The 14653-nt window shown below is 51.7% G+C and carries 11 protein-coding genes and 1 pseudogene; 7 read left to right on the plus strand and 5 right to left on the minus strand.

The genetic code is table 11. The features are described from left to right. Positions 1-130 (plus strand): annotated as a pseudogene (locus tag DCW36_RS23065) (IS256 family transposase); the annotation flags it as partial. A 159-nt stretch (positions 131-289) separates the two neighbouring features. Here DCW36_RS23065 and DCW36_RS12860 read toward each other — a convergent pair. Both DCW36_RS12860 and DCW36_RS12865 read right to left on the minus strand, forming a co-directional pair. Then, positions 290-1039, minus strand: a complete 750-nt coding sequence (locus DCW36_RS12860; protein WP_114778845.1) for a metallophosphoesterase family protein — start codon at positions 1037-1039, stop codon at positions 290-292. 4 nt (positions 1040-1043) lie between these two features. After that, positions 1044-1787 carry a nucleotidyltransferase gene (locus tag DCW36_RS12865; protein WP_114778847.1) on the minus strand — a complete coding sequence of 248 codons (744 nt, stop codon included), beginning with the start codon at positions 1785-1787 and terminating at the stop codon, positions 1044-1046. Between the two features lie 452 nt (positions 1788-2239). On the opposite strand from DCW36_RS12865, the gene DCW36_RS12870 reads away from it, so the two are divergent. Then, the gene (locus tag DCW36_RS12870; RefSeq protein ID WP_114778849.1) at positions 2240-3229 is read left to right on the plus strand and encodes a hypothetical protein; all 990 of its coding nucleotides are present in this window, start codon (positions 2240-2242) and stop codon (positions 3227-3229) included. Positions 3230-3296: 67 nt separating this feature from the next. On the opposite strand, the gene DCW36_RS12875 is transcribed toward DCW36_RS12870, so the two are convergent. Continuing rightward, positions 3297-4421 (minus strand): alanine racemase, encoded by a 1125-nt coding sequence (locus DCW36_RS12875; protein ID WP_114778851.1) that lies wholly within the window; start codon positions 4419-4421, stop codon positions 3297-3299. Positions 4422-4806: 385 nt separating this feature from the next. Between DCW36_RS12875 and hemN the strand changes: the two genes are divergently transcribed. From hemN to DCW36_RS12900, 5 genes are all read left to right on the plus strand, one after another. Next, entirely contained in the window at positions 4807-6186 is a 1380-nt protein-coding gene (gene hemN, locus DCW36_RS12880; protein WP_114778853.1) for an oxygen-independent coproporphyrinogen III oxidase, read from the plus strand. A gap of 227 nt (positions 6187-6413) precedes the next feature. After that, a complete protein-coding gene (locus tag DCW36_RS12885) occupies positions 6414-8033 on the plus strand; it encodes a CTP synthase (RefSeq protein ID WP_114778855.1) in 1620 nt (539 codons plus the stop codon). 27 nt (positions 8034-8060) lie between these two features. Next, complete coding sequence (yidC, locus tag DCW36_RS12890) at positions 8061-9890, plus strand: membrane protein insertase YidC (protein ID WP_114778857.1); 1830 nt, start codon at positions 8061-8063, stop codon at positions 9888-9890. A 103-nt stretch (positions 9891-9993) separates the two neighbouring features. Next, on the plus strand, positions 9994-10587 hold the full coding sequence (locus tag DCW36_RS12895) for a hypothetical protein (RefSeq protein ID WP_125185174.1): 594 nt from the start codon (positions 9994-9996) through the stop codon (positions 10585-10587). A gap of 111 nt (positions 10588-10698) precedes the next feature. Then, positions 10699-11124 carry a DUF6438 domain-containing protein gene (locus DCW36_RS12900; RefSeq protein WP_114778861.1) on the plus strand — a complete coding sequence of 142 codons (426 nt, stop codon included), beginning with the start codon at positions 10699-10701 and terminating at the stop codon, positions 11122-11124. 67 nt (positions 11125-11191) lie between these two features. Here the strand turns inward: DCW36_RS12900 and DCW36_RS12905 are convergent, their stop codons facing one another. Beyond that, the gene (locus tag DCW36_RS12905) at positions 11192-12352 is read right to left on the minus strand and encodes a hypothetical protein (RefSeq protein ID WP_114778863.1); all 1161 of its coding nucleotides are present in this window, start codon (positions 12350-12352) and stop codon (positions 11192-11194) included. 151 nt (positions 12353-12503) lie between these two features. Then, positions 12504-14582 (minus strand): alpha-ketoacid dehydrogenase subunit alpha/beta, encoded by a 2079-nt coding sequence (locus tag DCW36_RS12910; protein ID WP_114778865.1) that lies wholly within the window; start codon positions 14580-14582, stop codon positions 12504-12506. Positions 14583-14653: the final 71 nt, after the last annotated feature.

The following is a 14653-nucleotide window of genomic DNA, read 5'->3' on the forward strand; positions in this document are numbered from 1 at the left end:
CAAGCTCGTTTACCTGGTGGTGATGAATGTAGAGAAAAAATGGACGATGCCACTGCCTAACTGGGCCTTGACTTTCTCTCAGCTTTTTATCATGTTTGAGGAAAGACTCAGGACCCACCTGAGGGTTTGACTTTTTTGATGTTAGGCTAAAGCCGTAACATCAAAAAAGCCATTAAAAAAATGAGTGACACAGTTTCGTTTACACTCCCGACAAAAGCTGCATGAAAGGTAGTTTTTGTTCTGCTGCCCCTGCCACCACAGCCTCTGCTCTTTGCGGCTTTGCAAGCTGTTACACTTCCAGCAAAAAGAAAGACGACTTGTATCCTTCCTGCACCAGCAGCGGCTTCGACACATTATAAACTTTTACACCGCTGGCTGTTTCGCCTTCTATGGTCCCGATGTGGGCATGTCCATGAAAAGCGGCGACAACCTCTCTCCTGTCGAGCGGTTCGGCCAGGCGGGAGGAACCCAGGAACGGGAAAATATTTTCCGGCTCACCAACTACGGTGGCTTTGATGGGGGCATAATGCATCACCACCACTTTCTTTATATTACTGTGTTCACTGTCTAACCGGGCCAGGGCCCCGTCCAGTTTCAGCGATTCGTCTACGGCTTCCTGCACGAAGGCTTTCATGGCGTGTTCCCCGAACATCGACAGCATGCCCTGGTCGAACCCGCCGCCAAATCCTTTTACGCCGGCTATGCCCACGTTTCCGATCACGACACTCTCGCCATCCAGCAGGTGCATGTTACTTTCGGTAAGGGCTTTTACGATTCCCTCCTGCTGATCTTTGTCGTAGTCGTGGTTGCCCAGTACCCCTACTACCGGAATGGAGCAGGCCCGCAGTTCTTCGGACAGCACTTCCGCTTCTGCCACCCGGCCTGTGTCGGTCAGGTCGCCGCAGAGCAAAAGCAAATCGGCCTGTTCCGAAACTTCCTTAAAAAAACCAGTCCAGTGCCCGCGGTCGGTTTCACGTACATGAATATCGCCAACAGCGGCTATTCTTGTTTTCCCTTGAGGGTTCGCCTTATGCTCCATGTTGTTATATCGATTTCATTGTTACTACCTTGTAGTGCCATTCGGTACTGTCAGGCTCATACTGTGTCTGGTCGATCAGGGGGCCGCGGCAGATTTTCTCTAACGAGGTGGGGGCATCAAACTGCTCCTTTGCCCGCATCAGCAGCTCGTCAAAAAGCCAGCGCGGAATAATGTCGCGTTCGGAGGGGTACACGAACTGGAAATTGAGCAGCTGGGCCAGGAGCAGTTGCCAGTGCTGTTCCAGGTGCAGCCACAGGCGTTTCCAGTCGAGCTTTTTGCCATAGCGCAGCAGCGTGTGGTTGATGTCGGAGCCATCGTAGCGCTCACGGTTCTGCACATAAATTTTACACCAGATCAGCTCTTCAGCCGCAATGTAGCGCACTTTAAAATCGAACAGTTCTCCTTTTACAGAATTCTTAAACCAGTTTTCGTCCACAGGGCTCAGGCCGCTTGGGTTGTTAAAGATCATATCGATAAAATGATCTCCTTTTTTGGCTTTCGCCAGCCAGCGCGCATCCGTCAGTTCTGTCTCGTAGCCGTTATCGGAGAAAACTTTCATGATCCGGGGGCAGTCGCCCGCTTTGCAGAATATGTCCAGGTCTTTGGTATCGCGCTGTATGCCTGTATACAGCCGTAGTGCATAGCCACCTCCTACCAGGTAGGGCGCCTCACTGGCATTCAACAACTCTAAAGCTTCACAGTTAAACTTATGCGATGCTTTCTTTTCTTTTTCAGTTTTAGGTAGCATAATCTCTTTCCATGCGTTGCTTCAGGCGCAGGTAGTCCTGCTTTTTTCGCTCTTTTCAGATTTTCCTCCGGCACAGACGCAGAAGCAACTTGTCGTTTATAGTTAAATTGTTATAAAGCCGGAGTAGAAGCATTTACTTGGTTGTGACCAAATTTGTTGTTCCTACCTGTAAATATGGTTATCCCTCAGCAATTACCGTCTTAACTTCTGAAGAGGGTATCAAAAACGCACCTTACCTGCCTTGTTTAAATCCAAAATACCACATGAATCACTTTGTCTGCCCCAGCTCTTCTGCTGCAGTGGCGGGTGCAGCGCCTGTAGCCTATAGCGTACTTTTGCCGCCTTCAGCACCCGGGCTGCAGCGGATTCCGGGTTTTATGTAAACACTGTGCCGGCACCCGCCGTTAATAGTGGATAACAACACCTTATTATAAACTCTAAAAAACAAACTTATGAACAGATACCAGCCAGACCAGTACCGGCAAGAGGAATACGACTTTCATACACGCCGCTCCGAACGCTACCGTCATCCTGCGCAGGCTTCATCCGGTTATCAACGTTATCAGTTTGATGACTATGGCGCTTCTGCACGCGGCGGTTACGGCAACGAAGGCAATTTTGGCACCTTTGGCAACCAGGGAAATGAAATGGGTGGCTCGCGAAATACAGGGTACCGCGATACGGGTGGCACGTACGGCTCGTCGCGCAACTACGGCAACATGGGCAGCTACGGCGGCGCACAGGGCTTTGGCTCCACCCGCGCCGGCTACTCGTCGCAACGGCGGCACGACGATGGCCTGAACCATTCCTTCGACAGCGGCCACGGCTCCCTCGATTTCGACGACAACCCCTACCGCAATTTACATGGGCAGCAACGCGACTGGGACCGTCAGCGCGACTGGCAACAGGAGTCCCGTAACCGCAACCAGCATCCTGACTACGACAGTTTCCACAGCAGCCAGAATGACTACCGCGACAGAGACTGGAACAGCGACAGGGACCGGATAGACTGGAACAGCAGCAGAGGCTACAGAGACACGGGCGGCAGCAACCGCGACAGAAGCGACTGGAGCAGCAACCGCGACAGAGGCAATTGGGATAGAAACCGGGACTGGAGCAGCGACAGAGACAGTGGTGGCTGGAGCAGCAACCGAAACCAACGCAGCGACAGCGATCTCTATGGCACCTACACCTCCCGCAGGTTCCAGGACAGGCCGCAACGAGGCTATTATGACGAAGACGATTCTCCTTCGTACAGCTACGGCGGCGATCGCGGCAACTACATGGGCAGCGGCTACAACAGGGTAACCCGCGGCGACTACAGCTCTTCGGACGGCAACTATGGCTCGCTGGGCTGGTTCGATAGCAGCAGCAGGCAAGAAAACAAACCTTATGGCATGAGCGGCTACTACTCCGGCGGCTATGGCCCTGACAGGTTTTAATTAAAAATTGTTCAGGAAAAGCGGTGTGATCTATGTTCATACCGCTTTTCTTTTAGCTGCTACAAAATTACACCAGCAGCTGCCTTTGGGCAGGCACACCCGACAGGTGCTCCAGCCACTCCCCTTCCAGCGTCAGGTAGCCTTTCATCAGGTCGGCGGTCAGGCACGAGTGCACGGGCAGAATGTAGATCAAATCGCCCACACTATACTTCCGCAGCTGCTCATCCGAAGCGCGCACCACCCCATGCTCCTGCGACAGCGACACCACCTCCATCTCCTCCAGCGGCGCAGACCAGCCCTCCGGGTGCAGCTCCACTACCTCCCCGTACATTAAAGAGCTGTCTTCGAGCATAATGGCTTCTTTTGAAAAGTGCACGCTGCCGCCATAGATAATCAACTCCTGCCTTTCGGGGTGCAGGGCCACCACCGGGCAGGCCACACACACCGCTATATCCTGGTAAGCGCAGGAACCGATGCGCTGCTGCATGAGGTCGTAAAACACAAAATTGCCGGGCCTGATCTCATCTACCCCCGAGAGGTCTTCCAGGATGCTGCAGGAGGGCGTATCGCCGGTAGATAACTGAATTTGCGGAAACAGGCTATTGTAACGGCGGCGAAGCTGTTGCAGCAGGTAAACGCTGGTATTGTGAATGGTCTGGATGGCCTCCTTATCCGTCTGCTTATAGGTATGCCCGTCGTGCGACAAGAAACCCTGGAATACAAAACGTCCCTGGCTGGCGATAAACGCCATGAGCTGGTCCAGGTCCTGGTAGTTGTGGGGCAGCACGCCCGTGCGCCGGTAGCCGGTATCAATCTTAATCCAAATGTTGACTGGGTGCTGCAGCTGGCGGGCGAGCGCCTGTAGTGTTTCGATGTTAACCGCAATCAGATGCAGCTTAATGCTTCGGGCAAGGGCATTGATCGTTTCGATTTCGCGGATGTTTGCCGGCATGGCCACCATTATATCCTGCCAACCATGCTGGGCAAAATACACGGCCATTCGCAGGGAGGAAACCGTAATGGCCTCCACCCCCTGCGCCCGGAACCACTCCCCCACCTGCGCCGATTGGTGTGTTTTGAAATGCGGGCGAAGCCGAATCCGGTTCCGCCTGGCCTTTTCTGCCATGCGTGTTATATTGTTCAGGCACTTTGCTTTATCGAGCAGCAAAGTGGGTACTGTAATATTTAACATAGTTCAATTCGAATCAATGTAGACGATCTTACTCCTCATACGGAAAAAACAGCCAGACAAAGAACAGCCAAATCAAATACGAAGGACCGCAAAGACCTGTAGTAAGCTGAATTTTGCTTACAGCTGCTGCCATCAAACCCGCTGCTGGCCTGTTATTCCCTGTTTACACTTCTCAAACTTCTGCTTCACCTGCCACCATTCCTTCTGCTCCTCCCGCCCAGGTGCAGCGGGAGTGGTGACTGTGGCTGCAGAAAAATTTTCCGGCGATCTGCGGCAGAATATCAGTTATACCACTGACTTATGTCATTTCCTGCCGGGCATAAAGGCCGGAACTTTGCAATAAGATAAGTTCGAAAACTGTTTTCATTACAAAATAAAGAAAAAAATGGCTTTGTCCCTTCCTATACTTACACCTGCCGACCTGCTGGCCAAGTACGATGTACCCTCGCCACGGTACACCAGCTACCCCACCGTACCCTACTGGGACGAAAAGCCGCTAACGCAGCAACAGTGGTCGCTGCACGTGCAACAGGCATTTAGAAAGACAAACAGCAGCCAGGGCATCAGCCTGTACCTGCACCTGCCGTTCTGCGAGCAGCTCTGCACCTATTGCGGCTGCAACAAACGCATCACGAAAAACCATGCGGTGGAATCGCCTTACCTCCAGGCCCTGCTGCAGGAGTGGGACCAGTACCTGCAGCTGTTCGGCGAGCGCCCCCGCATTGCCGAAATGCACCTGGGCGGCGGCACCCCTACCTTCTTCAGTGCTGCGAACTTAAAATACCTGCTGGAAAAAATCCTGGAGAAAGCCGACGTAACACCCGATGCCGAATTCAGCATAGAGGTGCATCCCAACGCCACCAACACCGAGCAGCTGGAGGTGCTGTATGAACTGGGCTTCCGGAGGCTGAGCGTTGGCATCCAGGATTTTGATCCGCGTGTGCAGTTCGTGATCAACCGCATGCAGACCTTTGCCAGGACAAAAGAAATATTCGATGCCGCCCGGGCCATTGGCTACACCTCCATCAACGCCGACATAATTTACGGCCTGCCCTTCCAGACAGCCGACAGCGTGCGCGATACGGTGGAGAAACTGAAAGTACTGAAGCCGGAGCGCATCGCCTTTTACTCCTATGCCCACGTGCCCTGGAAAAGCAAGTCGCAGCGCCGCTACTCCGAAGCTGATTTGCCGTCTGCACCGGTAAAAAGAGGTTTATACGAGCTGGGGAAGGGGCTGCTGCTGGAGGCGGGTTACGCCGAAATAGGCATGGATCATTTTGCACTGCCTACCGACGAACTTTTCCTGGCTGCGCAGAACGGCACGCTGCACCGCAACTTTATGGGCTACACGCCCCGCCACACGGAGCTGCTCATTGGCCTGGGCGCCTCCAGCATCTCCGACACCGGCACCGCCTTTATGCAGAATGTAAAAGAAGTAGAGGCTTACGAGGAAAAAATTGGCGCCGGGGAACTACCCATCCTGAAAGGGCATGAACTGACGGAGGATGATTTGTTTTTCCGGGAACAAATCAGCAACCTGATGTGCCGGTTTCAGACCTCCTGGCACAGCGCCGATTTACCTAAAATGGCAGATGCCCTGATACGACTGCACCCGTTAGCTGCCGATGACCTGGTGTTCTTCAGCAATAAACAAATAAAGATTTTACCAGCTGGCAGAACGTTCCTGCGCAACATTGCCATGTGCCTCGATGCGCGCCTGTGGGAAAAGCAGCCGTCTACGCCGGTGTTCAGCAGATCGGTGTAGGTGCACAACAGGGTTTATCAAATTCCAAAGCCGTGAATGTATTGCCTGTGTACAACAGTAACAGGAAATAAATGCACGGCTTTTTTTCTAAAAATATCTCTAAAAACAGCACCGCTCACTTGAATCTTAACTTTTATCTACTAAGCAGGCAGCAGAAGTAAAGGCTACATGCCGGATAAATCAAAATATTACCGTACCTTTGCAGTCCATAAGACTTACCCTAACTTATGGCTTCTACTAAATACATTTTTGTTACAGGCGGTGTAACGTCCTCCCTTGGTAAAGGTATCATTTCCGCTTCTCTTGCAAAATTGTTACAGGCAAGAGGATTATCTGTAACTATCCAGAAATTTGATCCTTACATTAACATCGACCCGGGCACGCTGAACCCGTACGAGCACGGCGAGTGCTACGTAACCGAAGACGGCGCTGAAACCGACCTCGACCTGGGGCACTACGAGCGTTTCCTGAACGTGCCAACCTCCCAGGCTAACAACGTAACCACCGGCCGGATTTACCACCACGTGATCACACAGGAGCGCCAGGGCGCTTTCCTGGGTAAAACTGTGCAGGTGGTGCCGCACATTACCGACGAAATCAAACGCCGCATGCTCCTGCTCGGCGAAACCGGGGAATACGACATCGTTATCACTGAAATTGGCGGTTGCATTGGCGACATTGAATCGTTGCCGTTTGTGGAGGCCGTGCGCCAGTTGCGCTGGGACCTGGGCAACCACGAATCGCTGGTAATTCACCTCACGCTGCTGCCTTACCTGAAAGCAGCCGGCGAACTGAAAACAAAACCAACCCAACACTCGGTTAAAGCCCTTTCCGAAGCCGGTGTGCAGCCCGACATCCTCGTGTGCCGCTCCGAGCATCCTATCCCGGCGGAAATGCGCAAGAAAATTGCCCTGTTCTGCAACGTGAAAGTAAACTCGGTGATCGAATCGCTGGATGCCGAAACTATTTACGACGTGCCGCTGCTCATGCGCAAAGAGAAGCTGGACGAGCGTGTCATCAACAAGCTGAAGCTGCAGCCACGGTCCGAAGACCCCAACCTGGAAAGCTGGAAAGAGTTCTTAGGCCGCCTGAAAAACCCGACCGAAGAAATTACCATTGCCCTGGTGGGGAAATACGTGGAGCTGCACGATGCCTATAAATCCATCAACGAAGCGTTCATACACGCCGGCGCCTTCAACGAGTGTAAAGTAAACATCAAGTGGCTGCAGTCGGAGCACATCACCGACGACAACGTAGCCGAATTCCTGCGCGGCATGGATGGCGTGCTGGTAGCGCCCGGCTTTGGCGAGCGCGGGTACCAGGGCAAACTGGAAGCGATTCGCCACGCCCGCGAAAATTATATTCCGTTCCTGGGTATCTGCCTGGGCATGCAGTGTGCCGCTGTAGAGTTTGCACGTAACGTGCTGGGGCTGCAGGGCGCCGCCTCTACCGAGATGAACCCCGAAACACCACACCCGGTGATCGACATGATGGCCGAGCAGAAAGAGATCACCCAGAAAGGCGGTACCATGCGCCTCGGAGCTTACCAGTGTGAACTAAAAAAGGGTTCAAAAGCTTATGAAATATATGGGAAGGGAAAAATCTCGGAACGCCACCGGCATCGCTATGAGTTCAACAACAACTACATAGCTCCTTTTGAAGAAGCCGGTATGGCTGCCTCTGGCGTTAACCCGGACACGGGCCTGGTAGAAGTGATCGAACTGCGCAACCACCCTTGGTTTGTGGCGGCACAGTATCACCCGGAACTGAAGAGTACGGTGCTGAACCCGCACCCGCTCTTTGTTCATTTCATCCGGGCATGCATGCGGTACTCAAAATCTAAATAAGCATTTACACAAATCAATACTTTTTAAATGGATAGAAATCAAGCGATAGGCTTTGGACTGATTGCCGTGCTGCTGCTGGCTTACACCTTCTTTTTCAGTGGAACTGACAAAGAAACCAAACCTGCACAGCAACCGACAGCCCAGGTGGAGCAAACCACTGCGCCTGCACCGGCCACTGCCATAGATGATTCCGTAGCACAGGCCAACCGGGCAGCTGCACTGGGAGCTTTCAGCACAGCCGCTACCGGCGAGGCCCGTACAACTACCTTAGAGAACGAAAATATCCGCGTTACTTTTAGCACCCGCGGCGGCCAGGTAGAAGAAGTACTGCTTAAAAATTACAAAACGCACCGGGGCAATCCGCTGATCCTGTTCGACAGCGAAAGCAGCGAAACCGATATCTCCTTCACCACCAACGACGGCAAGACAGTTAAATTTTCGGATCTGTACTTCACGCCTTCCGAGGTTCGAAAAGATGCTTCCGGCAAAACACCTGCGCAGGTACTTACGCTTCGGGCAACTGTGGGCGAAGGTCAGTACATCGACCAGGTGTACACGCTGTTCGAAAACAGCTTCCAGTTAGGCTATAAACTCGATTTCAAGGGGCTGAACAACATGGTAAGCGGCAATACCCTCACCCTTACCTGGAATGACCGCCTGAAGCAGCTGGAGCGCGATATCAAGCAGAACCGCGCCAAGTCCACCATCAACTACTACACCGAAGAAGATGGCTTTGATAAACTATCTATCTCCGAAGACACTGAAACGGAAACGCTGGAAAAACCTGTAAAGTGGGTTGCCAACAAGCAGAACTTCTTTACGGCGGGCATTATCGCTACCAACAGCTTTGCCGGCGCCAGACTCGAAGCCGCCACCAATCCAGCCGATTCGGTGATCGTGAAGTCGCTTTCTTCGCAGATCCTGATTCCAACGCAGGATGTGCTGTCGGGCAAAGGAGACTTTATGTTCTACTTTGGCCCCAACGATTATAAAATCCTGAAGAACATCGGCAACGATTTTAACAAGAACCTGGACCTGGGCTGGGGCATTTTCTCCTGGGTAAATAAGCTGCTCATCATCCCGGCCTTCGACTTCCTGGAAAACTTCATCGGCAACTATGGCATCATCATTATCCTGCTGGTGCTCTACATCAAAACCATTCTGTTCCCGCTGACTTACAAGTCGTACGTGTCGATGGCGAAGATGAAGGTGCTCAAGCCGGAGATTGATGCCATTAAGGAGCGCAACGAAGGCGACATGCAGAAGACGCAGGTAGAGACGATGAAGCTGTACTCCGAAATGGGCGTAAACCCGATGAGCGGCTGTATCCCGATGCTGCTGCAGATCCCGATCCTGTTCGCGATGTTCAATTTCTTCCCGAACTCCATCGAGCTGCGCCAGGAGGCCTTCCTGTGGGCCGACGACCTTTCTACCTACGATATTTTTGCCCGGCTTCCGTTTGAAATTCCGTTCTATGGCAGCCATGTGAGTATGTTCACGCTCCTTATGACGGCCTCCACCATCCTGTATACCTGGTCAAACAACCAGGTAAACACCATGCAGGGGCCTATGAAGTTCTACAGCTACCTGATGCCGGTTATTTTCATGTTCGTGCTGAACTCCTTCCCGGCAGGCCTTAGCTTCTACTACTTTGTTTCCAACATCGTAACCTTCGGTCAGCAGGCGGCCATCCGCAAGTTCGTGGACGAAAAGAAAGTGCGGGCCAAGCTGGAAGAGAACAAGGAAAAGAACAAAGACAAGAAATCGGGTCCTTCCTTTGCCCAGCGAATGCAGGACGCCATGCGGGCAGCACAAGAGAAAGAAGCTGAAAAAAGAGCCCGGAAAACAAAAAAATAAAGACAGTTCATCAGTGCCCAGAAAGCCTTTCCGTTAAATGGAAAGGCTTTTTTTATTGGCTTTACTGCCGCTGATTCCGTATCTATTCCTACAAAGTTGCGCCATGAAAACAAACCTGACCACACCCGGATGCCTGCTATTGGCCTGTACCCTCTTCGCCTGCCAGTCCGGCGACAGCGACGACAAATCCCTGGGGAGCACCCACCCCAAACTGGAGAAGCAGCTGCGAAAAGATTCTGTCAGAACGCCTATCTCCTCGGACGAACGGCCCGACCTCTACCAGCGCTACCGCATCACGATGGAAAAATATGAAACCAAAAGCGACTTTAAAGTAGAAGAAAAGTATACCGGAGAACTGGCGCCGCTGGATGAAAAAAGTCACCCCGAAGCCACCAGGTACAAATCAGCCTTGCTGAAAGGCATGGAAGCAGGCATAAACTTTGCCGACAAGTACACAGTAGTAACGGTAGGTTGCGGCACGGCTTGTCAGTACCATTATGTGGTAGACAGGCAAACCGGTAAGGTAACCGATAAAATACAGAGCAGCGCCGGCGCCAGGTACAGTGTGAACAGCCGCATTTTCATCATCAATCCGCCGGATGCGGCTATTAATTACGAAGAGTGTACCTACTGTACCCCGGAAGCTTTTGTGATTGAAAACGGAAAATTCAGAAGGATTTCGGAAGAAGATTTGTAGAAGGATGTGTTTATGAAACAGGCAAAATTCTATTTCACCTCCGTCAGCAGGCTCCTTTGCTGTTTGCTGCTTGCAGCTCTTGCCGTTGTATCACTTATCGCTTGCAGAACGATGGTTCCGGAACAGAACCTGCAGCCACAAACAGGCGGCAAACAGCTGCTCCTGCTGTACCAGAAAACACCCTGCTACGGCACCTGCCCCGCCTTCGATGCCCACATCTACACCGACGGGACAATCATTTTTAAGGCCTGGGCGCATGTTCCCTTCACCGACACGTTGGCAAGCAAGCTAACCCCAAAGGAGCTGGAAAGACTGAAGCGGGACCTCAACCACCTGCCTTACCAGGGCTGGCGCACCACCTACCTCTCCCAGCGTACCGATCAACCCTCGACTATTACTACCTTTTATGAAGCAGGCCGCGAAGCTAAAAGCGTGAAGCACCAGGAAGGCGGACCGGAAGATCTCCAGCTGTTTCAGAAAAAAATGGATGCGCTGTTACTAGGTGTCATCAGCCGAAGTACAGCAGCGAAGGAGTAATCCAGTATAAAAAAGCTTTCTGCACCAGCCACCACTCCCACTGCTCCTTCAAATAGCCCAGTTGCTTCTACTCTTTTAGTAGCTGGTACGCTATTTTATCCCCAATAAAGTAGATACCATGTTTGTTTCCAGAGAACCCTTGCATTACCACTGAAGCTTCGAAATCCTTACTGCCTGGCTCCGTTTGCTGTGGCAGGTCATTCAACTTTAGAAAAGTGGCTTGAGCAGGGTTTGAAATGCTGATCAGATATAGCAGCTGTTTTTCTTCATCCAGCAAAACCAGCTTGTCTAAAGCAGGAACTAACTCCATTGGAACAGAATAATCCAGTTCGTTAGAAAAGCCATCGTACCGATAACCTGCCAGTTTCTTTCCTCCTGTATCATAAATAATAAGATTGTCAGATGTATTATCCCGCTCTTCGTGCAGATATTTAATTGTGTGAAGTTTGCCGTTATATGTTTCCTGTCTGGTCCTCATTTCAGATTTAGTCACGATATCTGTAATCGCAACAAAACTGCTATCGGTCAGGAAAGAGGTTACTACCATATTGTCCCTTCCAAATTTGATGCTTTCACCGTTAAGGGAATATAGGGTAGTACAGGTTAAGATATGATTTCTGTCATCTGAAAGTTGCAGACTACTGCAGCCACTTCCGCCGGAGCCACCATAAAAGTCTTTCAACACAAGATTTCCAGTTTCATCCAATGCAAAAAAAGCGATGCCTCCATAATCACTTTCATTAGCAACAAGCCATAAATCAAAAACAGCCCAGCCATTCGCTGCAACTCCAATTGGAACAGGTACAGATGGATAGCTTATTTTAACTGTGTAGTCACCACCCATGCCCATAAAGTCCTTCTTGGTCAGCATACGGTTGTAGAGTAGTTTCCCATTCTTACTGACCTTAACCTGATAGGCGTTGTTATGATACTTTTCTACATGAACTGTATGAGGAATGATTGTTGAGTCTGTATATACTTCTGTAAAAGCAGTATCACCCAAACTAAAAGCAACCACATCTACTTGGTAGCTATCAGAGCCGTAACTAAATTTTTTGCTTGTTTCCTGCTTCTCTGTAACTACATTATCAACATAAAAAATAGTGTCCAGCTGATGAGAAGCATTCTTTTCGATTGATGATACGATAGGCTCACTGGCAACAGAAGTTTTTTCACTGCCACAGCTCAGAAGAAAAAACACCAGGAAAATAGGAATCAAAAATTTCATGTAGAGATTGTGTTAACCAGACACAATCTCTACAACAAATATTAAATTTCCAACAATTATTCTTCACCATCCAGATTCAGGAAGTGATTCGTATTTAAAGACAAAAAAAAGCTTTCTGCACCTGCCACCACTCCCGCTGCTCCTGCAACTACTAATAATTCAGCAGTTCCCGCATCGCCGCTGCTACTTTATCGGCATTTGGCAGCATCATTTTCTCCAGCTCCACGCTTAACGGGATAGCTGGCAGATTCGCAGCGCCCAGCGTAAACACCGGCGCATCGAGCTGCTGGAAACAGGCTTTTGAAATACGTCCGGCCAGCGACTCGGCAAAGGAGTTCATCAGGGGCTCCTCTGTAAGCACCAGCACCTTGCCATGCCGCTGCACAGAGGCTGTGACCGCCTCAAAATCGAGCGGGTTGAGCGTGCGCAGGTCCAGGATTTCGATGCTGCCATTAAACTGTTCGGATGCCATTTTGGCCCAGTATATTCCCATGCCGTACGTTATAACCGTAAGGCTATTGCCGTTGCGCACCTGCTCTTCACTGGCATGCTGGGCAATGTGCGCCTTGCCCAGCGGTATAATGTAGTCTTCGCTGGGTTCCACCCGTTTGGCGCTTTCAGTACCAGGCAGTTTGGACCAGTACAGCCCTTTGTGCTCCAGCATCACCACTGGGTTCGGGTCCAGGAAAGCGGCTTTCATCAGGCCTTTCATATCGGCGGCATTGGAAGGATACACCACCTTCACCCCCCGTATGTTGAGCAGCGTAGATTCGATACTGCCGGAGTGGTAAGGGCCGCCGTAGCCATAGGCGCCGGTTGGCACCCGGATCAGCGCCTGCACCGGGAACTTTCCGTTGGTGAGGTAATAGCTCTTGGAAATCTCGCCTGCCAGCTGGTTCAAACCGGGCCACATGTAATCGGCAAACTGTATCTCCACAATGGCTTTGGCTCCCACAGCAGCCATGCCCGCTGTGGAACCGATAATATAAGCCTCCTGTATGGGAGTATTGAAAACACGATCGTCGCCGTACTTTTTAGCCAGCAGGGCGGCCTCGCGAAAAACGCCGCCCAGTTCTCCGCCCACATCCTGGCCATACAGCAATGCTTCGGGGTAAGTTCTTAAAATATCATCGACGGCATGCAGGGCCGCATCCACCATATTCGTTTTTTCGACACCTGCCGGTTTGCGCTGGCCTTGCTCTTCCGTTACCGGGGTGGGGGCAAACACATCTTTATCAAAAGAAGCAGGGTCAGGATCAGGCGCATCAAGCGCCCGCCGGAAATCGGCAGCCACCGCTTCGCGTGCCTGCTGCGCTATACCGTTCAGCTCCTCTATGGTCACGCCCGAATCGAGCAGCACCTCCCGTAGCTTCGGCAGCGGATCCCGCTCCCGCTGTTTCTGAAGATCATCGCCCCGGTACCATTCCTGCCGCACACCGGAAGTATGGTGGCCCAGCAGCGGGCAACGCGCGTGTACCAGGATAGGTTTGCGGAGCTTGCGGGCATAGTCAAACGCGACCTGCATGCCCTCATACGCCTCCACAAAGTCAGTCCCATCTAACCGAAGCCGTTCCATTCCTTTAAAGCCTGCTGCATATTCATACGCATCCATGGCGCGCATTTCGCTGGCTTTGGCCGAAATACCCCATTCGTTATCCTGCACCAGGTAGACGATGGGCAGCTTCTTAAGCACGGCCATCTGGAAAGCCTCTGCCACTTCGCCCTCTGTTACGGCACCGTCGCCCATCGAACAAAGCACCACCGGCTTTTCCTCTCCCTTCAGCAGCCCCTGCGACTCCAGGTAGGCAATGCCGTGCGCCATGCCTGTCGATGAAATAGCCTGCATGCCGGTCGCGGCACTCTGATGTGGAATGGTCGGGAAACCTTCGCGTTTCAGGGAGGGATGGCCATAATAGTTACGGCCTCCGGAAAAGGGGTCATCTGCTTTGCCCAGCAGCTGCAGCATCAGTTCATACGGCTGCAGCCCGATACCCAGCAGAATGGACTCGTCGCGGTAATAGAGGGCGGCATAGTCGTACGGCTTCAGCTGCAGGGCAGTTGCCAGCTGTATGGCTTCGTGCCCCCGGGAGGTAGCATGTACATACTTACTGCAGATGGCTTTATTATCTTCATAGGTGGCTGCCATTGTTTTGGCAGTTTCCATCAGGCGGTATGCTTTTTTCAGAATAGCCAGCTCTATTGTTTGTGCCTCCATCATTACTTTATCCATATGCAGCTGCTATGTTCGGTTGTGCCTCTAAATTACAAATTTCTGTCTTCTTTCTAAAATACCTTTACAAT

The organism is Botryobacter ruber (assembly GCF_003347595.2).
GTDB lineage: Bacteria > Bacteroidota > Bacteroidia > Cytophagales > Hymenobacteraceae > Pontibacter > Pontibacter ruber_A.